We start from the raw sequence: 24,085 nt of genomic DNA on the forward strand, positions 1-24,085 counted from the left end.
GCCGTTCTTGCGGCTACCCCATCCATTCTGTTCTTCTAAACCTGTTTTTCCGATGTCCTCTTCCCATCCCTACGCCCAGCCCATGCTCCGCGACAACGCCCTGCAGGGCAAAACCATTGTGGTAACCGGTGGCGGTACCGGCCTCGGCCGCGCCATGACTACCTACTTCCTGCAGCTTGGCGCCAACGTCACCATTAGCTCGCGCAAGCTGGACGTGCTGGAAAAAACGGCCGCCGAGCTTCGGGAGCTAACCGGCAACGCCAATGTGCTGGCCGTGCAGTGCGACGTGCGCAAGTACGACGAAGTGGAGGCCATGCTCCAGCGCACCATTGCGGAGTTTGGGGGCGTAGACGTGCTGCTCAACAACGCGGCCGGCAACTTCATCAGCCCCACGGAACGCCTCAGCCACAAAGCGTTTGACGTGATTGTGGACATCGTCCTGAAAGGCTCCTACAACTGCACCCTGGCCTTTGGCAAGCACTGGATTGCGGAGAAAAAGCCCGGCACCATTCTCAACATCGTTACTACGTACGCCTCCGTGGGCTCGGCTTTCGTGGTGCCCTCGGCGGCCGCCAAAGCCGGTGTGTTGGCCATGACGCGGTCCTTGGCCGTGGAGTGGGCCAAATACGGCATCCGCTCCAACGCCATTGCCCCCGGCCCGTTCCCGACGGAAGGCGCCTGGAGCCGCCTGTTCCCTGAGCCGCTGGCCTCCAAACTCGACCCCGCCGCCAACGTACCCCTCAAGCGCGTGGGCAACCACCAGGAGCTGGCCAACCTGGCCGCCTACATGGTGTCGGACTTCGCGGCCTACATGAACGGTGAAGTGGTAACCTTGGACGGGGGCGAGTGGCTGAACGGCGCCGGCGAGTTCAACAAGCTCGAACTCCTCACCTCCGACATGTGGGACCACATCGAAAAAACCATGCGCCGCTAACTACGAGTTCTGAACCACGGATTCGCGCGGATTTTTCGGATTTCGCGGATTTTGTAGTTGGCGCCAGTAATCTTGGCTTGCAAAACAAAAGGGCTTGCCTTTCGGCAAGCCCTTTTTAATCGGCCACAAAATCCGTGAAATCCGAAAAATCCGCCCGAATCCGTGGTTCAGATCTTGTACCCTTTGTAGCCTTTCTGGAACTCGGCGGGGGCAATGGGCTGATTGGGAACAACCTCCGAGAACTCGAACTTCTCAAACAACCCTTTGTCGTCGTGGACCTGTACCACCAGGGGCAAAAAAGTGGTCTGGTCCACACACACTATGGTGCGGCGGCCGTAGGCGTTGGGTACCTGCACGGCTTTGCCGGCCGGCACCGTGGCGCCGTAGGAGAGGTTGTTGCGCTCCAGAATGCGGTACTCGCCGCAGCCAAACTTATCAGCAATCTGGGCTATGGTTTCGGCCTTGGCGGGCTTGTAAGTGACGTAGCGGAACTGCGGGAAATCGGAGCGCAGAATGTAGCTGGGGCGGCCCGCTACCGTGGTGTCGCCGGCGTAGCGGAAGGAACGTTCGTAGCTGTGGTCGGTGCGCTGGGGGGAGCCGTGAAGCAAACCCGCAATAGTGCCGAAGCCCGCCTGAAAGATGCTGTGGTGCTGATTACGGCGCATCAGCGTGCCATTGGGGTCGAGGCTGACGGTGACGTAGGGGAAGCTGTTGGGGTAGACAAAAGCTTCGTTGTCGTTCTGGCCCGCCGTATAGAGTACCTCCACGCCCTTCTGGTTGCGTAAATACAGCCGCAGCGGGTTGTAGGCTATTTTCATCTGGGTGCGGGCCTGCTGGTAGCCGCCTTCCATACGCTCCTGCGCCCGCACGGTACAACGCAGCGTTTTGAGGTGGTCGATGGCGCTGCTGAGGCGCGAAACCAGTACGGCGGTGGTCATTTTCTCCGGCGGGGCGGCGCCCAACGCAATGCCCACGAAGGCGGCACCGGTAACAAAGCAAAGCAAGCGGTTCATCAGCGGAAGTAGCATAGAGCAATAGGTAGAGGCGCAGCCTGCATAAATCGGGCCGGATGCGGGTACCAAGTAGCGCGTAAAACTAATTGAGGCTGATGCGGGGAAACCGCGACGCTGTACTGTCAAACAAAAACAGCTCATCAATCTCAACCTGGCGGAAGTAGCGGTATAGCGGCAGCAGCTCTACCACGGCCCGCACTTCCTCGCTCGAGGCGCCATTCATGGTAATCCAGCCCCGGGAACGGTCGGCGCTGATGGCGTACACTTCCACCGCGCCTTCCTCCATAAGCTGGTTGACGAAGGTGCGGTGCGCGGGAATAAGCGCCATAAATCCTTCGTCGAAATACTCGGGAAGGCGTAAGGTCACGACAAATCTGGCCATAAAACAAGCGAACTGCCTGTGGCGGTAACGCCAGAAAAGGAGGGAATGTTTACGCGGGGACTGCACACCAAGCAACTTTTTTGCCCTTTTTGCGAAAGAGAGGCCATGCACTTTACCGTTATCACTCCCACGCACAACCGCGAGCAGTTCCTGCCGGAGGCCATTGCCAGCGTACAAGCCAGCGTTACAGCTCCGCTCGATATTACCTTCGACCACCTCATTTGCGAGAATGCCTGCACCGATGGCACCCCGGCCTGGCTGACGGCTCACCCCCAGGAGCGCCTCCGTTACGAAAGCAGCGCCACTAAGCTGCTACCGGGCCCGGCCCGCAACCTGCTGGTGCGCACTACCGCGCCCGACGCCTGGCTGGTGCCCCTCGACGATGACGACCTGCTGCTGCAACGCGCCATCTACCACTACGCGGCCCAAGTGCAAGCCAACCCCGGCCGCCCCTGGCTGGTAGCCGATTTCCTGCGTGTAGATGAGGAACGGCGCTACCTGCCCTCCGAAGATTACTATGCCTGGCAGTTTGAAACGCCCACGGATATGCTACGCGCTATTTTCCGGGCCGAGCACTTCATTCAGGGCAACGTGTGCTACTCACGCCAGCTGTTTGATGAGGTGGGCGGCTACGACGAGGAATTGCGCATGGCCGAGGACCTGGACTTGTACGTGCGCTTCCTGCTGGCTGGGCACCTGCCCGTCATTTGCCCCCACATCAGCCACCTGCACCGCTTTCACCGGGCCAACGTGAGCATTGGCGTGGATGCCGCCAAGCACGGCGCCGACTTGCAGGTGATTTACGATAAATATGCCGACCAGCTTCAAAAGCTGGGTATTGAGCGCCCGTAGAAACCACGGATTCGGGCGAATTTTCCGGATTCCACGGATTGTGGAGTCGACTGATCTACCAAAAAAAGAAGGCTTCGTACAGTGGGAAGCCTTCTTTTTTGTGGTCAGCCGGCGCTTGCGCCGGCTGATAAACTAGGTAAGGGTAACGTCCCCAAAATCCCGGTAATCCGCAAAATCCGCCCGAAATCGGTGGTTTACTCTTTCACTATTTTTCCGTCTTTCATCACCCACTGCACCCGGCGTAAGGCTGCAATGTCCTGGGTAGGGTCACCGGATACGGCAATGAGGTCGGCCAGCAGGCCGGGCTGGATGCGGCCCCGGTCGTTGAGCTGAAAGATGCGGGCGTTTTGACTGGTGAAGCCCCGCACGACAGCCAGGGGCGAGAGGCCGTATTCCTGCACCAGCAGCTCAGCCTCGCGCACGTTGTCGCCGTGCGCGAATACGCCCACGTCGCCGCCAAAAGCCAGCGGTACGCCGCTTTGCAGGGCCGCTTTCATACTCTGGCGCTTCTGCAGCAGGCGCTCCGGCTCGGGCTGCTGACCCTTTTGCCAGCCCCGGTACTGAGAAACGGCATCACCAGCGGCCACGGTCGGACAGAGGGCCACGCCACGCTGCTGCATCAGCTTAAAGATTTCTAGGGTGCCGCCGTCGCCGTGCTCAATGGTTTGTACCCCGGCCAGCGTGGCGCGGCGCATGCCTTCCGGCGTGCTGGCGTGGGCTACTACCGGCCGGCCGGCGGCCCGAGCTGTTTGCACGGCCAGGGTTAGCTCTTCCTGCGAGAAGGTGGGCCGCGCGGGCTCATCCGGGCCCCAGCGGTAGTCGGCGTACACCTTGATGATGTCGGCCCCTTTCCCGATCTGCTCACGGACGGCTCGCATCAGGCCCTCGGGCCCATCGGCCTCCTGGGCACCCTGGGGCAAATCGAGGTCGGAGTTGAGCTTGGGGCCGTAGGAGCCGCTGGCTACCAGCGCCCGAGTGGCAATGAGCAGGCGCGGGCCGGGGATGATGCCTTGGTCGATGGCCTGTTTAAGGCCTACATCGGCGTAGCCGGCCCCCTCCGAGCCTAGGTCGCGCACTGTGGTAAAACCAGCTTCCAGCGTGCGGCGCGCGTGGGTAGTAGCCCTGGCTACCCGCAATGCCACTGATTCCGTCAGCACCTGGTCGTTCCAGGTGGTTTCGTTGTAGGGGTGTAGCAGCAGGTGGGCGTGGCCCTCGATGAGGCCGGGCAGCAGCGTAAGCCCCGGTAGCTCCAGGGTGCGGGCTCCCGCCGGGGCCGGCAATTGGGCCGCTGGCCCCACAGCCTTGATGCGGTTCTGGTCTACCAGTACCACCCAGCCGGGGTGCAGGGTCTCGCCGTCGAACACGGCGGCCGGGCGAAGCAGTAGGAGAGAGGGCGGCGGTTGGGCCTGGGCGAAGCTGGTGCCCGTCAGCGCAGCCAGCACCAACAGTAGGATCCGCAGCCGGAGACGGTAAGAAAGCAGAAAAAGCATATAGCCACGAAGAAAACGAAAAGTGCCGCTTCCCACGCCGGGAAGCGGCACTTTTATCTTACAGAGCGTCTCGATCAGCACAAGCAGCTGGCGCTGAAGGGTCGAATTAGGGCGGTGGCTTTACTGGTACACGGGCAATCCTACAGATAGTACTGCAGGTTTTCCTTGGTGATAATATCGAGGGGCAGGTATTTCACTGGCTTCACGTCTTTCTTAAAGATGAGCAGGTCGGCCAGCGCGTACACGCCCCGGTAGCCTTGTTCCTTGGGGTTCTGGTTGATGAGAAAATCGATGATGCCCTCGTTCAGGAAGTGAATATTTCTTTCCAGCAGGTCGTAGCCAATCAGGCGCACATCTTCGCGCTGGTTGGCCTGCAGGTAGGGCGCAATTTCAAACGCTTTCGACGTACTCACGAAAATGCCTTTGAGCTGGCTTTGCTCCTCATCCAGCAAACGGTTCAGCTGCCGGGCAAACGACGGATCAGCCGGCTGAGGCAGGTCGACGCTAATAACCTTAAAGGTGTTTTTCGGCCGGTCCGGGCTGGCGCTGTCCGGCTCGGGGGCTAGCTGGGCGAAGTAGTCCCGAAATCCTCGCTCCTTTTGCGTGATGTGTACCGAGTTGGCTATGTCTTCGGCAATGTGCGCGATAAGAAACGTGCCCGGCTGGCTTTGGCCAAACTGGGCCAGCTTGCCGGCCAGGAAACCACTCTGGTAGGAATCCTGCCCAATGTAGCTCAGCGACTGCAGCTCGGCAATGTAGGTGTTGAACAGCACGTAGGGAATGCCCTGCTCGTGCCACTGGGCAAAAAAGGCCAGCGACTCGCGGTAAAACAGCGGGGCAATTAGGATACCGTCGGGCTTGGCTTGGGTGGCTGCCTCGGCCTGTTCGCGAAAGGAATCAACTTCGGTGAGGCTGTAGGAATACACGGTGATGTCCAAGCCATACTGCTTGAGTTCCTTACCGGCTTTGCGAATGCCATTCCAGGGCGCATCCCAGTAGGGGTCCAGGGTATGGTCGGGCTGCAGCACGGCTAGCTGATAGGTATTGTTGGAGCCGAGGGTACGCGCAATCATGTTGGGCTCATACTCCAGTTCCTGCATCATCTGCAGAACTTTCTGGCGCACCTCCTCCGCAACCCGCCCCCGATTGTGCAAGACCCGGTCCACCGTTCCCACCGAAACGTTGGCTTTGGCCGCTATGTCCTTGATGCGCACCGCATTTTTCTTCATAATCAGACGTTACTCTTTCTTAAACTTTTCAAAGATACCATGCCTGCCGCACCCGGTAGGCATGCGGGGAGGAATTGCAAATTGCCTGATGGCGCTTTTCGGCTTACTGGCTGCCGATAAAACCGGGGGAATGCAGCCTGATACGCAAAAAGCCGGCGGGCACCTAACTATTAAGCAATAAGGCCAGGGAAGCATTTGGGTGGGCTGCTAAATATAGATAAAAATACATATTATTTTCGTTATATAATAAGCGGTATTGTTGTCAGGTAGTAAAGCTAGCGTATTTCTAATGCGTGTGCGTGCACATTGCAAGAAAAAGTTTGCGTGTGCGCACACATTTTTTTTCGAAAACGTTTGCATTGGCGCTTCAACTTGTTTACGTTTGAACCATCCCAAGTAATTTATAGCGGATAAAATCATATTGACTTCACTTTGAGCCGGCTCCGCTGGCCCAAAGTGGATGGGGGAGCGTCGTGGCCATTAAATGGCACTTCTTATGGATTTAGTGCAAGTATATACTCGAAAGATTCTGCTCCCGATTACGTGTTTCTGCTCATTGCGTTCCTGAGGCCCATCAACCAACAACCTAGAAAAGCCAGCTATGGAAGTCCTGAATTACCCCGAAACCACCTTTGAAAAACTGCCCGTAACCATCTTCGAAGAAGCAGCGGAAGGAGCAGTGCGCGTAGCCCACGAAATTGCCGAGCTGATCCGCCGCAAGCAGCGACTGGGCGAGCAGGCTGTGCTTGGGCTGGCCACGGGCTCTTCGCCTATTGGCGTGTACCAGGAGCTAATCCGCCTGCACCGGCAGGAGAGCCTGAGCTTCCGCAACGTGGTTACGTTTAATCTGGACGAGTACTACCCGATGGAGCCCGACGAGCTCCAGAGCTACGTGTACTTCATGCACGAGCAACTCTTCAACCATATCGACATTCTGCCCGAAAACATCCACATTCCGGATGGCACATTGCCCATCGATAGAGTGAAGGAGTATTGCCAGCACTACGAAAAGCAGATTGACGAGTGCGGCGGGCTGGACATGCAGCTGCTGGGAATTGGCCGCACCGGGCACATTGGCTTTAATGAGCCCGGCTCGTCCATCAACTCCACTACCCGGCTGGTCAAGCTCGACCCCCTTACGATTACCGATGCGGCCAAGGACTTTATCAAGGAAGAGTTTGTGCCATTGCGGGCCCTGACCATGGGAGTAGGCACCATCATGAAAGCCCGCAAGATAATCTTGCTGGCCTGGGGCGAGGGCAAGGCTAAAATCCTGAAGGAGATGGTGGAAGGCCGGGTTTCGGACGAAGTGCCTGCTTCCTTCCTGCAACTGCACCCACAAGTAGCAGTGGTAGTAGACCGCTGGGCCGCTCTGGAGCTGACGCGCGTGAAAACGCCCTGGCTGGTGGGTATGTGCGCCTGGGACGACAGCCTGATTCGGCGGGCCGTTATCTGGTTGAGCCTGCGCACGCGCAAACCCATCCTGAAGCTGACCGACGAAGACTACAAAGACGGGAGCCTGAGCGACCTGCTGGTGGAAGCCGGCAGTGCTTACAACCTGAACCTGCGCGTGTTCAATACCATCCAGCGCACCATTACGGGTTGGCCGGGTGGTAAGCCCAATTCCAACGACGCCCAGCGGCCCGAGCGGGCCCTGCCCGCCATCAAACGCGCCCTGATTTTCAGCCCGCACCCCGACGACGACGTAATTTCCATGGGAGGGACCCTGCTGCGGCTGGTAGACCAGGGGCACGATGTGCACGTGGCCTACCAGACGTCGGGCAACATTGCCGTCTTCGACGACGATGCCCGCCGCTTTGCTGATTTCGCCCTGGACTTTGCCGAGAAAATGAACGTGGGCGTGGACGACACGCGGCAGAAGCACGCGGAGGTTGTGGAGTTTCTCAAACATAAAAAGCTGGGGGAGGAAGACAGTGCACTGGTGCAGGATATCAAAGCCCTGATCCGCAAAGGCGAAGCGGCCGCGGCCTGCCGGTTTTGCGGCGTGAAAGAGCCGAACGTGCACTTCATGAACATGCCCTTTTACGAAACCGGCCAGGTAAAGAAAAAGCCCTTGGGCGAGGCTGATATCCAGGCAGTCATAGCCATTCTGCAGGAAATTCAGCCCCACCAGATTTTTGCGGCCGGCGACCTGCGTGACCCGCACGGGACGCACCGCGTGTGCCTGGATGCCATTTTCGAAGCCCTGGCCCGCCTGAAAGGGCAGGAGGCCTGGGTAGCCGACTGCCACCTCTGGCTATACCGCGGTGCCTGGCAGGAGTGGGATGTTGAAGAAATCGAAATGGCGGTGCCCATCAGCCCGGAAGAGCTGATGCGCAAGCGCAAGGCCATCTTCAAGCACCAGTCGCAGAAAGATAGCGCCGTGTTCCCCGGCAACGACAAGCGCGAGTTCTGGCAGCGTTCCGAAGACCGCAACCATACCACCGCCCAACTCTACGATCAGCTAGGCCTGGCCGAGTACGAGGCCATGGAAGCCTTCGTGCGGTATCGATTCTAGATAATTATCCCGGCATGGCCGAGGGCTGAAAATCAGCCAACAACAGCGTTTGTAAGGAAGATAGGTCGCTGCACTGGGAGCGGCCGCTCACTTGTATTGCCCAGCCGCACCCTTCAGTTCCTGACTCCCATGCAACACCCCCAACGAAGCGTCGTGCCGCCACTGGCTATTATCGGGGCGCTGTTCTTTATTTTCGGTTTCATCACCTGGCTCAATGGCACGCTCATTCCGTTTCTGAAACTGGCCTGTGAGCTAACCTACGCACAGGCCCTGCTCGTAACGTTTGCCTTCTACATTGCCTACGTCTTTCTGGCTTTTCCCTCGGCGCTGATTCTGCAGAAAACCGGTTTGCGAAACGGAATGGCCCTTGGGTTGGTGGTCATGGCAGCCGGAGCACTGGTGTTTGTGCCAGCGGCCGGGGCGCGCTCATTCAGCCTTTTTCTGCTCGGGCTTTTCGTGCAGGGTGCCGGTTTGGCTCTGCTGCAAACCGCTTCCAACCCGTATGCCAGCATTCTGGGGCCGCTGGAAAGCGCGGCCCGGCGCATTAGCATTATGGGAATTTGCAGCAAGGTAGCCGGCGCCCTGAGCCCGGTGATTATTGGGGCCGTAGTGCTGAAAGGCGCTACGGCGCTGGAAAACCAGCTAGCGGCGACAACTTCGCCAGCAGCCAAAGCCGAACTGCTCCAGCAACTGGCTAGCCGCGTGGTGGGGCCCTACCTGATTATGGCGGCCGTGCTGGTGGTACTCGCCGGGCTAATTCGCCTTTCGCGCTTACCCGAAATCAATTTGCAACCGGAAGAAGCGTCGGCCGGCCCTGGGGAACCAGCGCAGCGCATCTGGCAGTTCCCGCATTTGCTGCTGGGCGTTTTAGCCATTTTCTGCTGCGTAGGGGTGGAAGTTATTGCCGGCGACACCATCACGCAGTATGGCCGGGCCCAGGGCATCAGCCTGGATGTAGCGCGCAACTTCACGTCTATGACGCTGATAGCCATGCTGGTAGGTTATTTCGTCGGCGTCTGGCTGATTCCCCGCCGGCTGAATCAGCAGACCGCGCTTAGCCTCTGCGCCCTGCTGGGGATGGTGTTCACGCTGGGCATCGTGTTTACTGCGGGCTATACGTCGGTGCTGCTGGTGGCGCTGCTGGGGTTGGCTAACTCGCTGATGTGGCCCGCAATTTTTCCGCTGGGTATTAAAGGGCTGGGGGCGCTAACTGAGCGAGGCTCGGCCCTGCTTATCATGGGCATTGGGGGCGGAGCGGTGCTGCCCTATGGCTACGGCAAGCTCAGCGAACTGCTGGGCCTGCAGCACGCTTACCTAATGCTGATTCCCTGCTACGGCTACATACTGTTCTTTGGATTGAAAGGCCACGCCTACCAGCCCAAAGCAATAAAACGGGTGACATACGCTGTAAGCTAACCAAGCCCGGACACCAGGAAGGCCCTTACATAGGGTCTGGCAATGAATCATGGTAAATTACCATTTGGGTAGTTTGCGGAAGCTACTGGCTACTTATCCGGGGAGACAAAGGACCGGAAAATAGTATTATTGTACTATTTAGGAAATAAATGTTTGTGTGTGCGGACACGGTGTCTAAACAAAAACGCGTGTGCGCGCACATTTTTTTTGTTAGACGCTTGCTTTGTGAAATATAGAGCGTTAAGTTTGGATTAATAGAACCTCCGAAGGTTGGAAATGCCTGTTTCGGCTTCCGAAATAAGTAGGCGCTGAGAGTAGCAGCCTTAGGCATATCCTAAAAAATGCTTGTGTACGAAGAAGCCACTTTCTGGCTCTTGAATAGCGAATCTTCCCTCGCCACACCGCACTTCAGCAAATTCTGAGCACCCAGAATCTGCTCTATAGATCTTCCCTGTTTCCTTTTTTCGCTTGGGTTTCGGCTCTGCTTTTGGCAGGCTACGGCCTGGTATAATCGTGGCTTTCGTTGGGATATTTCCCAGCTGAGAAGGCTGGTTGCATACCTGCTATTGCGTGCTTAACCAGTGTGTAGTAAGCGTATGGCAGCAGTTGCGCACGAGTAGGCTCACTCCCCGAGAAAAGGCTTTGGTTGCCGGTTACGGCTGGTTGCGCGTGTGTTTGAAATGCTGCTTTGTCATTGTTCTCTCACCTTTTTTCCTACCAAACCCCTTCAAGGCTATGAAAAGATTTACCTGGCTTACATTTTTGCTGCTACTAAGCCTGCATGGCTTGGGATACGCGCAAGTAACCATATCCGGTAAGGTAACCGACTCCCAAGGCAGTGCGCTGCCCGGAGTAACGGTACTCGCCCGCGGTACAAACCAAGGAACCAGCACTAACTCCGATGGAGGCTATACGCTGGCCGTAGCCGACACAGCGTCCTTGGTCTTTTCCTCTATTGGATACAACCCGCAAACGGTTGCAGTTCGCGGCCGAACAACCATTAACATCACCCTCAGTGAAAATGTGCAGGCCTTGGGTGAGGTTGTAGTAACAGCGTTGAACGTGGCCCGGGAGCGGAAAACGCTGGGTTACTCCGTTACGGAAATCCAGGGTACTTCGCTCACCCAGGCCCGGGAAACCAACGTAACTAACTCTTTGGTGGGGAAAGTGGCCGGTTTGAACGTCAACTCCACCTCCGGCGGGGCGGGCTCGTCGAGCAACGTCATCATTCGGGGTGTATCCAGCCTAAGCCAGACCAATCAGCCGCTCTACGTTATCAATGGTATACCCGTGGAAAGCCAGCCTAGCTCGGCCAACACCGGTAGCCGCTGGGACAACTCGCCTGACCTGGGTGACGCCATTTCCAACATCAACCCCGACGATATCGAGTCGATTTCGGTCTTGAAGGGGGCTGCAGCTTCGGCTCTGTACGGCTACCGCGCCAAGGCCGGGGTTATTCTCATCACCACCAAAAGCGCCAAAGGCAACGATGGGGTGGAGTTCAACAGCAACTACGTAGCCGAGAAAGTCTACACCCTCACCGACTGGCAGTACGTGTACGGCCAAGGCGCCAACAACCAAAAGCCTACTACGGCTACTGGCGCCGCGCAGGTGGGCAACTCCAGCTGGGGCGGCAAGCTCGATGGCTCCAGTGTGGTGCAGTTCGATGGTACCTCACGACCCTACGTGGCCCAGAAAGACAACGTGAAGAACTTCTACCGCACGGGTAGCAGCTGGACCAACACCCTGGCCTTCAATAAAAGCTTCACGGGCGGCTCGGTGCGCCTTTCGGCCAGCAACCTGACCAATAAAGGCGTAGTGCCCAACTCCGGCCTCGACCGGCAGACCTTCAACCTGGCTGGCACGTTTGAGCCCTTCAAGCGGCTGACGATTGACGCCCGCGCCAACTATATCCTGGAGCAGGCAAAAAACCGCGCCATCCTGGCCGACGGGGCCGGCAACGCCAACTTCAACGTGCTGTTTCTGCCCACCAGCCTGGACGTGCGCAGCCTGTCGGCGGGCACCAACCCCGATGGCTCGGAGCTGATGTACAACACGGGCAACCCTTACAACACGAACCCTTACTTCGCCGCCAACAAGTTTGTGAACGATACGGAGCGTGACCGGCTGCTCTCATCAGTAAATGCACGTTATACGTTCGATAATGGCCTCTTTCTGCAAGGTCGTGTTGGGCGAGATGGGTATACAAACCGCTTCACTAGTGTAACGCCCTCGGGCACGGCTTACCTGCCTACCGGCCGCATTACGGAAGTAACAACGCGGTTTTCGGATCTGAACACCGATGGTCTGGTGGGAAAGAGCTTTGAGTTTGGGTCTAACTTCACATTTGCTCCTAATCTGGGTGCCAGCTACCGCCGCATTAAGACGGAAGCATTCCAGAATATTGGTAACGACTTGGCTGTATTTGGGCTTAACAATATCAACAATGCCAAAAATAAGTCCAGCCAAATGTTCCCAACCGACCAGGAAATCCAATCCGTGTATGGTTCGTTGGACCTCTCCTATAAGGAATATCTGTTTTTGACCGGTACGTTGCGCCGTGACTGGTTCTCAACGCTGGCCGGCCCTAGTTCTACAGCCAATCAGGAGTTGGGTATTACCTATCCGGGCGTAAGTGGGTCATTTGTCTTCTCCGAGTTGTGGCGGCCTGAATTCTTAGCCTTTGGTAAACTACGGGCAGGCTACTCGCGTGTGGGTCAAGCTACTTTACCTTACCAGACGCAGTTGAACTACGCTTTCTTGCCTGTAGGGCTTAATGGCAATCCATTAGGTACAATTGAAAACGTCAATATTCCAAACAGCAACTTAAAAGCTTCTAGTGCGACAGAATTTGAAATCGGAACCGAACTGGCTGTTGCCCAGAACCGCGTACGGTTAGATCTGACGTTCTACAAGAAGAACTCTGATAAGGAAATTGTATTCACGCCGGCTTCTATTACTTCGGGCTACCAGGGGGCCGTGCTGAATGCCGGTAAAATGGAGAACAAGGGCGTGGAAATGCTGCTAACGGTGCAGCCGGTGAAAACGGCCGCCTTCTCCTGGACGTCCTCCTTCAATGCGGCCTACAACAAAAACACGGTGCTTTCCCTGGCTGCCGGCCAGGAGCAGTCGGTGTATGCCACTTCCCGCTCCAATGCCGGTTTCCTGGGGCAGATTGTCGACAAGCCCTTCGGCCAGGTAATGGCCTACGACAACAAGTACAACGCCGACGGCACCATTGCCCTGACGCCTAATGGCGTGCCCGCCCGCGGCGACCTGAGAGCCTTTGGCTCGGCCTTCCATCCCTGGACCGGCGGCTGGAGCAATGACTTCACCTTTGCGGGCTTCAACTTCGGGGTATTAGTTGATGGCAAGTTTGGCGGTAAGATCTTCTCGGCCACCGACTACTACGGCACCGTTTTCGGGCTGCGTAAGCAAACGCTGGTGAACCGCGAAGGCACCTTCGGCTCCGATAACCTCGACGCGGCTACCTACTACAGCACCCTGGCCGACAACGTGTCCAAGGAGTTTGTGCAGAACGCCAGCTTTATCAAGCTCCGCCAGGTGACGCTGGGCTACTCGTTCCCCACCAAGCTGCTGGGCAGCAAAGTACAGCGCCTCACCCTGAGTTTGGTGGCCCGCAACCTGGCCATCCTGATGCGCAAAACCGACAACATCGACCCCGAAAGCAGCTACAACGCCTTCACGCAGGGCTTGGAGCTGGGCGGCATTCCGCCGGTCCGCACGTTCGGCCTGAACCTGAACGCCAAATTCTAAGGATTTCCCCCTGGTTTATTTCAACCTGTCCGTCATGAAAAGCACCCTCGCTAAATACACTGCCTTAAGCTTCCTCGGCCTGCTGCTGGCTACCAGCTGTACCGATGACTTCGAAGACATCAACACCAACCCCTCCACCTACAGCCAGGCCAACTTCAACCCCAACTACCTGCTCACTACCTCCCAGCTGGGCTATACCGGCAGCACCGACTTTGCCTACGACACCTGGCGGGCCAACCTGATTTACTCCTCCACGCTGGTGCAGGGCCTCTCTACGGTAGTAAGCTATTGGGCCGGGGATAAATACCTGCTCAACGAAGGCTACACCGCGGCTTACTGGGGCGGCACTACCGTGGGCGCCTACGTGGAGCAGGTGAAGCCCATAACTGACCTGGTAGAGTCGACCCGCGGCAAGGACAAGTATAAAAACCTGCACCAAGTAGGCCGGATCATGCGCGCCCTCATTATGGAGCGCATCACCGACCTCTACGGTGACGTACCCTACAGCGAGGCGGGCATGGGCTACTACAAAGGCATTATCACGCCCAAATACGACAAGCAGCAGGATATTTATAATGACCTGCTGAAGGAAGTAGAGGAGGCTACGGCCGCCCTCGACCCCGGCGCCGACATTCCCTCGGGCGACGTGTTCTACAAAGGCAACATCGCGCAGTGGCAGCGCCTGGGCAATACCTTGCTACTGCGCATGGCCATGCGCCTGACGAAAGTAGACCCCGAGAAAGCCAAAGCCTACGCCACCAAAGTGCAGGGCAAAACCCTGCAAAGTAACGCCGACAATGCCTACGTGGTGCACGACATAGGAGGGGCCCGCGTAACGCAGAACCGCAACAGCCAGGTGCTTCTCGGCGACGGGGGGCAGGAAAACTACTACGTGAAGTGGTCGAAAACCTTCATTGACGAGTTGAAGAGCACCAACGACCCGCGCCTGTCCAAAGTAGCCGTTACCCAGCTCTACCTCACCGACGTAACCAAGGAGCAGAATGCTGCTGCTGTTTCCACGGCCTCGGAGCAGAAGGGCATGCCCAATGGCAAGGACCTGAGCGGGCGCGCAACCTATGACATTTCGGCCGACCCCACCTTCACTAAGTTTACGGACTACTCTTCGCCTAACCCCGGCATGATCAAGCGCGACGGCCCAACGTTCGTGCTAACGTACGCGGAATCGGAGCTGCTACTGGCCGAAGCGGCCCAGCGCTGGGGCCTGGGCAGTGCCCAGGAGCACTACAACGCCGGCGTAACGGCTGCCATGACCTACCTCACGCAGTACGACGCGAAGCTGGCCGTAGACCCTACTGAGGCAGCTAACTACCTCACGGCTCACCCCTATGAGGCTGGCAACGGGCTGGAGATGATAAACACCCAGTACTGGCTGCACACCAACACCATGTTTGACTTCTACGAGTCGTGGGCCAACTGGCGCCGCAGCGGCTACCCCGAGTTGACGCCGGTGGTGTACCCCAACAACGCCACCAACGGCCAGATTCCACGTCGCTTCCCGTACCCCACTTCGGAAATCACCAGCAACCCCGCCAACTATAAGGCGGCCAGCACTGCCGTGCCAGGTGGCGACAACCTGATTGGCCGGGTGTGGTGGGATAAGTAACCGTTCTGCCTTCTGAGCTATGCAGGCAAGCGGCGCTGCTGCTGCAACAGCAGCGCCGCTTGAGGCGGCGGCTGAGTGACCGTAGCCCTCCTGCTTTACACCAAAAGAATATCATGCTGGGCGCAGCCGGGGTTTCCTGGCCGGCGGTAAGGTAAGGGGTACGTTCCGCGAAATGGGGATTTCGCGGAGGCCGGCCTCGGAGACACTACCCGGCTGTGCTTGGCATGATGCGTTACCGCCCCTACTTTTTCCTTACTTGTTTCCTTTTACCCCAACCCACCCTTTATGCGCTTCAACATTTCCTGTACCAGCTGGCTCAGCGGCATCCTCGCCCTTCAGATTTTCCTGGGTGCCCCGGTTCAGGCTCAGCTGGCGGAAGTTCCGGTCCAAAGTTTGGGCCTGGTGCCGATGCCCCGTGAGGTGAAGGCCTACGCTGCTACCTACAGCCTACCCCAGAAAGTAAGCATCTACGCGACGGGCAAGGAAGCGCTGAACGTGGCTCGGTTGCTGAAGGACATGCTCACGAGTGCAGGCAAAACGGTAACCCTTACTACCAATAAGGCAGGAGCCCACATTGCCCTAACAACGACGCCCGGATTAGTACCCGAGGGCTACCAGCTGAACGTAGATAAAGCCGGAGTGCGCATTGCGGCCGCCGGTGGGCCGGGGCTGTTCTACGGCGCCCAAACTTTTCTGCAGCTGCTACCGGCGCGGCCCGCAGCCACTGCCAATGTGCCCTACGTGCGCATCACCGATGAGCCGGCCTTCCGCTGGCGTGGAGCCATGCTCGACGTAAGCCGGCACTTCTTCCCGGTATCATTTGTGAAGAAGTACATCGACTTTCTGGCTACTTATAAGCTTAATACCTTTCACTGGCACCTGACCGACGACCAAGGCTGGCGCATCGAAATCAAGAAATACCCCAAGCTCACGCAGGTAAGCGCCTTCCGCAAGGAAACGCTTATCGGTGCTCAGCAGCTGTTTAAGACTCCCGCCGAGTTCAAGTACGACGCCACGCCCTACGGCGGCTTCTACACCCAGGAGCAGATCCGCGACGTGGTGGCCTACGCCCAGAAACGCTACGTAACCATTGTGCCGGAAATTGAGATGCCAGGCCACTCGGTAGCCATCCTGGCGGCATATCCCGAGCTGGCCTGCAAGCCCGGACCCTACGAAACCTGGACGATGTGGGGCGTGAACGAAGACATTGTATGCCCCACCGAGCCTACGTTTCGCTTTTTTGAGGACGTGCTGGCGGAAGTGGTAACACTGTTTCCCGGTCCCTACGTGCATATCGGCGGCGACGAAGCGCCCAAAACCCGTTGGAAGGAAAGCCCGGCTGTGCAGGAAATCATGAAGAAGGAGGGCTTTACGGATGTAGAAAAGGTGCAGGGCTGGTTTAACCGCCGCATCGAGAAGTTCCTGGCCAGCAAGGGCAAAAAGCTCATCGGCTGGGACGAAATCCTGGAAGGCGGCATTGCGCCCAGCGCCACCGTGATGAGCTGGCGAGGCGAAAAAGGCGGGATTGAAGCCGCCAAAATGGGCCACGACGTGGTCATGTCGCCCACCACCCATTTGTACATCAACTACGGGCATAGCCCGCAGCCCCACAGCCCCTACGAGCCGCTGATGATTGGGGGCTACATCCCGCTGGACGTCATCTACAACTACAACCCGCTGCCCAAGGAACTCACGCCCGAGCAGCAGAAGCACGTGCTGGGGCCCCAGGCCAACATGTGGACCGAGTACATTACCACGCCGGCCGCCGCCGAGTACATGCTGTTTCCGCGCCTGCTGGCCGTTTCGGAGGTAGCGTGGCGGCCCGCGGCCCGCAAAAGCTACGCCGATTTCCTCCCGCGCATGGGCCAGCAGTTTGCCCGCCTCGACGCCAAGAAAGTCAACTACCGCGTGCCCGAGCCCCTGGGTCTCGACAGCGCCAGCGTGGTGAAGCAGGGCGACAAAGCCCTGCTCACGCTCCGCACGCTGGTGCCCGGCGCCCAGATCCGCTACACCCTCGACGGCCACCTGCCCGACGAAACCACCAAGCTCTACACCAAGCCCCTGGCCGTGCCGCTCAATAAGCGCCTGCTGGTGCGGGCGGTTACCGTCACGCCCAACGGGCGCAAAAGCCCACCCGCCGAGTTGCTAATCAAGTAGCTAGTGGCTCATAACCGCTAGCTGCCGTGCACTTACAATTCTTTCGTTCACCGTCCGCCTTTTCCACAACCGCTTTACCTCAGCGCTAACGCCCAACGTTGTTAGCCCGCGGCTCCCATAGTCGCCCCGCACCCCCTTTGCATCTTTCCCGGTTGCCTCCCCGATACCGCTTCCATGCGGTATCCCGGCATTCTGTTGCCCTTCCGCAACCGGCCCACTCACGCGTAATTGCTCAGTGTGACAGCAAAGGGGAAACTCCCGCCGCCTGCCTTCACTGCTGCTGAACTTTTTGGTTTCACCATTAACCAATTCACAGCTATGAAACACCTTTCCTTGCTTCTGCACGCAGAAGCCCGGCGCCGCCTTTTAGCTGCCCGCGTCAAAAAAAAGCGCCTGCTCTCGTTGCTGGCCCTGCTACTCGTGCTGCTGCCCGGCCCTAGTCCGGCCCAGGTGAGCCCCCCGGTGCTTAAGAAGCGCACCGACCACAACAAGCAGATTATTGGCTACCTCACCCAGTGGGGGCCGTGGAAGGATATTCCGGGCCTGATTCCCAAGGGCAGCCTCAACCAGCTGAACGTGGACTACTCCCAGTACACGATTCTGAACTTCTCCTTTTTTGGGGTGGCTGTGGATGGCTCCATTCACAGCGGCGACTACCGCAATGCTAACATTGCGCAACCCGGGGCCGTGCAGCAACCTGCCCCACTAGTAAACACCGATACCTACAGCAGCTGGGACCTGTACCTGCTACAGGGCGAGCTGAACCTCATCCAGTACATTTCCGATGGCAGCTACGCCTACTCCCTGGGCTACCGCAACGCCGCCGGGGGCTGGTCGAACGTAAACACCGGCGCCACGGGCACGTTTCCGCTGGCTATTCACAAGCAAAATGGCAAGTTGGGGCTGATTGATCTGGCTCACCAGCAGGGCGTGAAGGTGATGGCCTCCATTGGGGGCTGGAGCATAAGCAAGCACTTTGGTGAAATGGCCGCCGATCCGGCCAAGCGGGCCCGCTTCGTGAGCGACTGCCAGAAGCTGATTGCCCTGGGTTTCGATGGCATCGACCTGGACTGGGAATACCCCGGGCAGGCCGGCATGAACTTCACCGGCCAGCCCCAGGACTACCCAAATTTCGCCGTGCTGGTGGAAGATATTCGGGCAGCTATTGGCCCCGGCAAGCTCATTACGGCGGCTTTTTCGGCGGTGCCTTCCAAGTTTGTGCAGTTCGACTGGGCGCGCCTGAGCCGCTCGATGGACTACTTCAACTTCATGACCTACGACTACAATGGCGGCTGGTCGAACAAGGCCGGGCACAACTCGCCGCTGTATGATTATCCCAATGCCGAGTACGCCAGCTTCTCCCTGGCTGCTACCACCCAGGGCATCAAAGCCGCCGGTATTCCACTGAATAAGGTGAACCTGGGCGTGGCCTTTTACGGCCGCGGCGTAGTAACCAACGGCCCGGCCGCCCTGAACGCGCCCACCGTAAAGCGCGCCGAAACCGTGAGCCCCGACGGCCCGGTGATGACCAGCGCCGACTTCGCCAACTGGCCTAAAGATGTGTGGGACGGCACGCCCAACTACCAAGCCATTGTGGCTCAAACGGCTAGCTGGACGGAGTACTGGGACGATAACGCGAAAGTGCCCTACAAAACCAATGGTACGTACTTTCTGAGCTACGACAACGAGCGGTCAGTAGGGTTGAAGGCCCAGTACGTGAAGGACCAGCAGCTGGCCGGCGTCATCGTCTGGACAGCCAGCGGCGACTGGCTGGACTTGGCCGTAAACCCGGTGACCTACGGCGGCAAGCTCGTGTACAGCGCCAGCACCAAAGCCCCGCTGGTAAACAAGCTAAACGAAGTATTTGCCTCCGGTACAACAACAAACACACCACCGACGGTGAGTTTGACTTCGCCGGCTGCTGGGGCGAGCTTTACGGCGCCGGCCAGCATCACGATTAATGCGAATGCAGCAGATGCCAATGGCACCGTGAGCTCCGTAGCGTTCTATAATGGCACGACCCTGCTCGGTACGGATACGTCTTCGCCTTATTCTTACAGCTGGACGGGCGTGGCCGCGGGCACGTATTCGCTCACCGCTAAAGCCACGGACAACCAAGGAGCGGTAACAACTTCCGGGGCCGTGAGCGTGACGGTAACGGGCACGACGCCCGTGGCCCAAGCCATACCGGGCAAGATCGAAGCCGAAGCTTACACAGCCCAGCAGGGCATCCAGACCGAAACTACCACGGACGCGGGCGGGGGGACCAATGTGGCCTGGTACGAGACCAGTGACTGGCTCGACTATTACGTGAGCGTAGCTTCGTCCGGCACCTACAAGCTGGAGCTGCGGGTAGCCTCAGCCAACGGCGGAGCCACGCTGCAGCTGCGCACCAGTGCCGGCACGGTCTTGGGCTCAGTGAACGTGGGTAACACGGGCGGCTGGCAGAACTGGCAGACGCTGAGCACCAACGTGAGCTTGCCGGCGGGCCCGCAGACGCTGCGCCTGTACGCCTCAGCCTCCACCGGCACAAACGTGAACTGGCTCACCTTCTCGACGGTAACGACGACCAATACCCCGCCCACAGTCAGCCTGACCTCGCCCAGCAGCGGGGCCAGCTTCACGGCCCCAGCCAGCATCACCATCACTGCCAATGCCGCCGATGCCAACGGGACGGTCAACAAGGTGGAGTTCTTTCAGGGCGCCACGAAGCTGGGCGAGGACCTGACGGCACCCTACAGCTTTAGCTGGAGTGGCGTGGCTGCGGGCACCTATTCTATTACCGCTCGGGCCACTGATAATGCCGGCGCTGTGACGACTTCTTCGGCTGTGAGTGTAACGGTAACCAGCGGCACGGGCACGTGCAGTGTGGCAGCGTGGACGGCCAGCGGGGTGTACACGGTGGGCATGCAGGCCAGCCGCGGGGGCAATGTGTACCAGGCCAAGTGGTGGACCCAGAACGAGGACCCGCTCGCCCAGAGCTGTCAGTACTGCGTCTGGCAGCTGGTGGGCCCCTGCGCCAGTGCCCGTACCATAACTGCTACCACCAAAACCGCTCTGGGCGTTTCCATCTACCCCAACCCCGCCCAGGGTGGCCGCCTGACGCTTGAGCTGGATGGCTATTACCCCGAGGTAACGGTGGAGGTAGTAAACACCAGCGGGCAGACCTCAACGTATTTCTATAAAGGGGATAAGCGCCTGCAACTGGTGCTGCCCAATCTGCCGAAAGGGTTGCTGCTGCTGAAAGTAAAAGCTGGTGGCAGCACCTTCACCCAGAAAATCGTGAATAACTAACCAACTGTACATGCAAAAAAAGGGAGTCCTTTTCGGGGCTCCCTTTTTTGTTCAAGTAGAGAAAATCCTGGGCCATTGCTGTAACTCAGGCTTAGTACTCGATTAATATGTTAAGAGCATCTATGCCTCTATTTTCTCAGCCTTGGTGCGTTTCTGCTTTACTTTCATCTTCTTCACTTTGCCTTCAGAGGCCGGGGAGGAGGATTCGGCGGTGCTGCCGACCAGCGTCATTTCCTTGACCAAGTGGCCGGCGCCGGCGAACTTGTCCACCACGAACAGCATGTAGCGCACGTCGAGGGTGATGTTGCGCACCCGGTCGGGGTCGTACATGATGTCGGACATCGTGCCCTCCCAGTTGCGGTCGAAGTTGGTGCCAATCAGCTCCCCGCGGCCATTGATGACGGGGGAGCCGCTGTTGCCGCCCGTGGTGTGGTTGGTGGCAATAAAGGCCACGGGCACGGTGCCCTTGTAGGCGTAGGGGCCGAAATCCTTGTTGCGGTAGAGCTCCGCCAGGCGGGCTGGCACCTCAAACTCGGGGTTGGTGGGGTCGGCTTTTTCCATGATGCCGTCGAGGGTGGTATAGAACTCGTAGCGCATACCGTCGGCAGGCTGGTAGCCAGCTACTTGTCCGTAGGCCACGCGCAGGGTGGAGTTGGCATCGGGGTAGAACTTGCGCTGGGGCTGCTGCAGGCGCAGGCCCGCCACGTAGGTGCGCTGGAGCAGCGCAATATTTTCGGCGGCCTTATTATACGTAGGCAGCACCTGCTGGCGGTAGGTGGTGATGATGGCCAAGGCCAGCTGCACGGCCGGATCCTGGCGTAGGGCGTCGGCTTTGCCCTGGGCTACTTCGGCCAGCACGGCCTGGGCCCCGGCCTCCGAAGTCAGACGCGACTTTCCGTAGAGCTGGGCCACGTACCCGGCCCAGCTGGCTGGGGTGGTGTGCTGCTGGCGCAAAGTCTGCACGGTGGGCGGCAGCAGGGCAGAAGGCGTGCCCTCGGCGTAGAGCGGGAGCAGGGCCGCGGCTACTTTCTGGTCGGTGGGGGCGCTGTAGTTGCGGAAGAAGCCGGTAGAGCCCTTCTGGGCTTTCTCCACAGCTGCCGTCAACTCGGTGGTGGGGACTTTCTTGTCGATAAGGTCCAGCAGCGGCAGCAGGGAGTTGGCGTAGCTGAGCAACTCCACGCCCAAGGCTGCCTCGGTTACGTAGTCGCGGGCCAGGGTGTAGTCGCGGCCGGTGGCGTAGTGCTGTTGCAGCTCGGGCAGCAGACCCGCAAAGGCGGCTTTACGCGCGGCGTCGCCCCCTTCGGCCCACTGCTGAAACTGCTGTTCCTGCTGTTGCTTCACGCGCACGGCATCCAGCTTGCGCAGACCCCGGTTTTCACCTATCCATTTCTTCCAGTAGTTGGCCAGGCTGGCGTACTTGGCCGCGTATTGAATGCGTATTTTATCGGAGGCCTGCATATCGGCGGCCAGCACCTTCAGCTTGGCGTCGCGCACCTTTATTTTAGCCGGGTTCGACACGGAGTAGGTTTCATCCACACCCCAGCTGGTGAGGTACTCGTTGGTGCGGCCGGGAAACCCGAACACCAGCGTGAAGTCACCGGGCTGCACGCCGGCCAGGGAAATGGGCAGGTGGTGGCGGGGCTTGAAGGGCTTATTTGCCGGGGAATAGGGTGCCGGCCGGTTGTCGGGCCCGGCGTAGATGCGGAACAAGCTGAAGTCGCCGGTGTGGCGGGGCCAGGCCCAGTTGTCGGTGTCGCCACCGAACTTGCCGATGCTGCTCGGCGGCGCGCCCACCAGCCGCACGTCCTGAAATACTTCCGTAATAAACAGGTAGTACTCGTTACCGTTAAACATGGGCCGCACAAAGCTCTGGTAGTGCGTGCCCTGCACGGCCGCCTGGCCCACGCGCTGCATGTTCTGCTGCACCAGCAGTTCGCGCTGGGCTTCCAGAATGCCGGTGCTAGGCACGCCGGTAAGCACCTGCGCCGTCACGTCTTCCATGCGCACAATGAAAGTGGCCGTGAGGCCGGGGTTGGGCAGTTCCTGCTCCCGCGACATGGCCCAGTAGCCGTTGGTAAGGTAGTCTTTTTCCACCGACGAATGGCTCTGAATCTGGCCGTAGCCGCAGTGGTGGTTGGTGAGCAGCAGCCCTTCGGCGCTGATGATTTCGCCGGTGCAGCCGCCGCCAAACTGCACCACGGCGTCTTTCAGGCTGCCCTGGTTGACGGAGTAAATCTGCTCGGCGGTGAGCGTGAGGCCTTTTTTCTGCATGTCGGCCTCGTTGAGCTGCTTGAGCAGCAGCGGCAGCCACATGCCCTCGTCGGCGCGGGCGTCGGAAAAGGCAGTGAAGAGCGTAAGGGCCAGCAGAGCCAGCCGGGTGCGAATGGGCATTGGGGACGTGAAAAGGGGAATGGGTGGAAAGCAGGCGGTAAAAATACGCAGAGAGCAGCTGGGTAATGATCTTTCCCGCAGTGTTTCGCGGAAAGGGGCGGTGTCTCGCCGGGTGGTTCAACGCAAAGCGCCCGACCACTATTGGTCGGGCGCTTTGCGTTGTCTGTTTTTCGTTTTTGTGATTTGGATGAATATCCTTGAAAACGAAAGATTAGTTTACGAATGGCCAAGCTCGGCCACGGCGGGGCCGTTCTGGGCGTTGGTATTCGAGGCTTTGGGGATGCGGGAAGCGGCCGGAATATCGTCTGCTTCCTCGGCGGCGTGGGTTTGTTCCCACTCCCGGAAGCGGGTGATTTCGCCCTGGAATTTCTCCACAAACCAGCTCAGCAAGGCCAGGTCGTCCAGAAAGCCTACCACCGGGATAAAGTCCGGCACCAAGTCCACGGGGGAGAGGGTGTAGAGCAGCACGCCCAGCGCCGAGACAATCGTGCCTGTCTCAATCTGCCGGTAGTCGCCGCTGATGTAGTTGCGCACGAGGCGCACCACGGTGCGGGCTACGTCGAATAGCTGCCTGAATTTGTTGTTGCCGCTGTCTTTGCTGGCCAGCTTGTTGGCAACTTCATTCAGTACCAGCACGGCCTTGAAGGGACGCCCCAGTAGTTTGCCGGCGCGATTAAGAAATACGCTGAACAGTGCGTTTTTGGAAATAGAAAGGCCTTTTTCAACCAGGGAAGCCATGCGTAAGGAAGTTAGGGATGAGCCCGGTGTACGTTTTAAGCTCGGCTGGTGTTGTGGGGCTAAGCATTCATCTTAGCCGGAAAGTGTCGTAAGCGCAAAAGAAACCGTGCCTCCGTACCTGCGCCCGGCCCTCATTCGAGCCGGACGAGCAACAGCCCTGACTACACTGGCAACTTCCGCTACCCGGCGGTGCCTTCGTTGGGGCCTTGATTGGCCAGCCCTTCCCGGAGAGCGGGAGTAGCTTCCCTGCCTCGGCAAAGCCAGGGTTTT

At 58.7% G+C, this 24,085-nt stretch carries 13 protein-coding genes and 1 pseudogene; 8 read left to right on the forward strand and 6 right to left on the reverse strand.

Features of this window, described 5'->3' with window-relative positions; all coding sequences use genetic code 11:
• Positions 1-52: 52 nt before the first annotated feature.
• Entirely contained in the window at positions 53-934 is an 882-nt protein-coding gene (locus FY528_RS02160) for an SDR family oxidoreductase (protein WP_149069333.1), read from the forward strand.
• A 167-nt stretch (positions 935-1,101) separates the two neighbouring features.
• Here the strand turns inward: FY528_RS02160 and FY528_RS02165 are convergent, their stop codons facing one another.
• Together FY528_RS02165 and FY528_RS02170 are read right to left on the reverse strand one after the other, a co-directional pair.
• Positions 1,102-1,962: a DUF1571 domain-containing protein gene (locus FY528_RS02165; protein ID WP_168680113.1), complete on the reverse strand. Its 861-nt coding sequence runs from the start codon at positions 1,960-1,962 to the stop codon at positions 1,102-1,104.
• Between the two features lie 67 nt (positions 1,963-2,029).
• Positions 2,030-2,314 carry a hypothetical protein gene (locus FY528_RS02170; protein WP_149069335.1) on the reverse strand — a complete coding sequence of 95 codons (285 nt, stop codon included), beginning with the start codon at positions 2,312-2,314 and terminating at the stop codon, positions 2,030-2,032.
• A 120-nt stretch (positions 2,315-2,434) separates the two neighbouring features.
• Here FY528_RS02170 and FY528_RS02175 point away from each other — a divergent pair, with 120 nt between their 5' ends.
• Complete coding sequence (locus FY528_RS02175; protein ID WP_168680112.1) at positions 2,435-3,181, forward strand: glycosyltransferase family 2 protein; 747 nt, start codon at positions 2,435-2,437, stop codon at positions 3,179-3,181.
• Between the two features lie 194 nt (positions 3,182-3,375).
• On the opposite strand, the gene FY528_RS02180 is transcribed toward FY528_RS02175, so the two are convergent.
• Both FY528_RS02180 and FY528_RS02185 read right to left on the reverse strand, forming a co-directional pair.
• A complete protein-coding gene (locus FY528_RS02180) occupies positions 3,376-4,671 on the reverse strand; it encodes a metal-dependent hydrolase family protein (protein WP_187631958.1) in 1,296 nt (431 codons plus the stop codon).
• A 140-nt stretch (positions 4,672-4,811) separates the two neighbouring features.
• The gene (locus tag FY528_RS02185; RefSeq protein ID WP_149069337.1) at positions 4,812-5,900 is read right to left on the reverse strand and encodes a substrate-binding domain-containing protein; all 1,089 of its coding nucleotides are present in this window, start codon (positions 5,898-5,900) and stop codon (positions 4,812-4,814) included.
• A 601-nt stretch (positions 5,901-6,501) separates the two neighbouring features.
• Here FY528_RS02185 and nagB point away from each other — a divergent pair.
• The 6 genes from nagB to FY528_RS02215 all read left to right on the forward strand — a co-directional run bounded on the left by nagB (position 6,502) and on the right by FY528_RS02215 (position 20,686).
• Positions 6,502-8,418, forward strand: a complete 1,917-nt coding sequence (nagB, locus tag FY528_RS02190; RefSeq protein WP_149069338.1) for a glucosamine-6-phosphate deaminase — start codon at positions 6,502-6,504, stop codon at positions 8,416-8,418.
• Positions 8,419-8,547: 129 nt separating this feature from the next.
• On the forward strand, positions 8,548-9,834 hold the full coding sequence (locus FY528_RS02195) for a sugar MFS transporter (protein ID WP_149069339.1): 1,287 nt from the start codon (positions 8,548-8,550) through the stop codon (positions 9,832-9,834).
• A 735-nt stretch (positions 9,835-10,569) separates the two neighbouring features.
• A complete protein-coding gene (locus tag FY528_RS02200; RefSeq protein ID WP_149069340.1) occupies positions 10,570-13,611 on the forward strand; it encodes a SusC/RagA family TonB-linked outer membrane protein in 3,042 nt (1,013 codons plus the stop codon).
• Between the two features lie 34 nt (positions 13,612-13,645).
• Positions 13,646-15,235 (forward strand): SusD/RagB family nutrient-binding outer membrane lipoprotein, encoded by a 1,590-nt coding sequence (locus FY528_RS02205; protein ID WP_149069341.1) that lies wholly within the window; start codon positions 13,646-13,648, stop codon positions 15,233-15,235.
• A gap of 285 nt (positions 15,236-15,520) precedes the next feature.
• Complete coding sequence (locus FY528_RS02210; RefSeq protein ID WP_149069342.1) at positions 15,521-17,392, forward strand: beta-N-acetylhexosaminidase; 1,872 nt, start codon at positions 15,521-15,523, stop codon at positions 17,390-17,392.
• Between the two features lie 318 nt (positions 17,393-17,710).
• Positions 17,711-20,686: a glycosyl hydrolase family 18 protein gene (locus FY528_RS02215; RefSeq protein WP_149069343.1), complete on the forward strand. Its 2,976-nt coding sequence runs from the start codon at positions 17,711-17,713 to the stop codon at positions 20,684-20,686.
• A gap of 120 nt (positions 20,687-20,806) precedes the next feature.
• Here FY528_RS02215 and FY528_RS02220 read toward each other — a convergent pair whose 3' ends face one another.
• On the reverse strand, positions 20,807-23,077 hold the full coding sequence (locus tag FY528_RS02220; protein ID WP_149069344.1) for a S46 family peptidase: 2,271 nt from the start codon (positions 23,075-23,077) through the stop codon (positions 20,807-20,809).
• A 384-nt stretch (positions 23,078-23,461) separates the two neighbouring features.
• Positions 23,462-23,560, reverse strand: a pseudogene (locus FY528_RS21775) (YkvA family protein); the annotation flags it as partial.
• Positions 23,561-24,085 lie beyond the last annotated feature (525 nt).

The sequence above is a fragment of the Hymenobacter lutimineralis genome (genome assembly GCF_008271285.1).
In the GTDB taxonomy this organism is placed as follows: Bacteria; Bacteroidota; Bacteroidia; order Cytophagales; family Hymenobacteraceae; genus Hymenobacter; species Hymenobacter lutimineralis.

Excerpts from the sequence above, each read along its gene's own strand:
- FY528_RS02220 (WP_149069344.1), bottom strand. The coding sequence starts at position 23,077 with ATGCCCATTCGCACCCGGCTGGCTCTGCTGGCCCTTACGCTCTTCACT.
- FY528_RS02215 (WP_149069343.1), top strand. The coding sequence starts at position 17,711 with ATGAAACACCTTTCCTTGCTTCTGCACGCAGAAGCCCGGCGCCGCCTT.
- FY528_RS02175 (WP_168680112.1), top strand. The coding sequence starts at position 2,435 with ATGCACTTTACCGTTATCACTCCCACGCACAACCGCGAGCAGTTCCTG.
- FY528_RS02160 (WP_149069333.1), top strand. The coding sequence starts at position 53 with ATGTCCTCTTCCCATCCCTACGCCCAGCCCATGCTCCGCGACAACGCC.
- FY528_RS02210 (WP_149069342.1), top strand. The coding sequence starts at position 15,521 with ATGCGCTTCAACATTTCCTGTACCAGCTGGCTCAGCGGCATCCTCGCC.
- FY528_RS02165 (WP_168680113.1), bottom strand. The coding sequence starts at position 1,962 with ATGCTACTTCCGCTGATGAACCGCTTGCTTTGCTTTGTTACCGGTGCC.
- FY528_RS02205 (WP_149069341.1), top strand. The coding sequence starts at position 13,646 with ATGAAAAGCACCCTCGCTAAATACACTGCCTTAAGCTTCCTCGGCCTG.
- nagB (WP_149069338.1), top strand. The coding sequence starts at position 6,502 with ATGGAAGTCCTGAATTACCCCGAAACCACCTTTGAAAAACTGCCCGTA.
- FY528_RS02200 (WP_149069340.1), top strand. The coding sequence starts at position 10,570 with ATGAAAAGATTTACCTGGCTTACATTTTTGCTGCTACTAAGCCTGCAT.
- FY528_RS02185 (WP_149069337.1), bottom strand. The coding sequence starts at position 5,900 with ATGAAGAAAAATGCGGTGCGCATCAAGGACATAGCGGCCAAAGCCAAC.
- FY528_RS02180 (WP_187631958.1), bottom strand. The coding sequence starts at position 4,671 with ATGCTTTTTCTGCTTTCTTACCGTCTCCGGCTGCGGATCCTACTGTTG.
- FY528_RS02195 (WP_149069339.1), top strand. The coding sequence starts at position 8,548 with ATGCAACACCCCCAACGAAGCGTCGTGCCGCCACTGGCTATTATCGGG.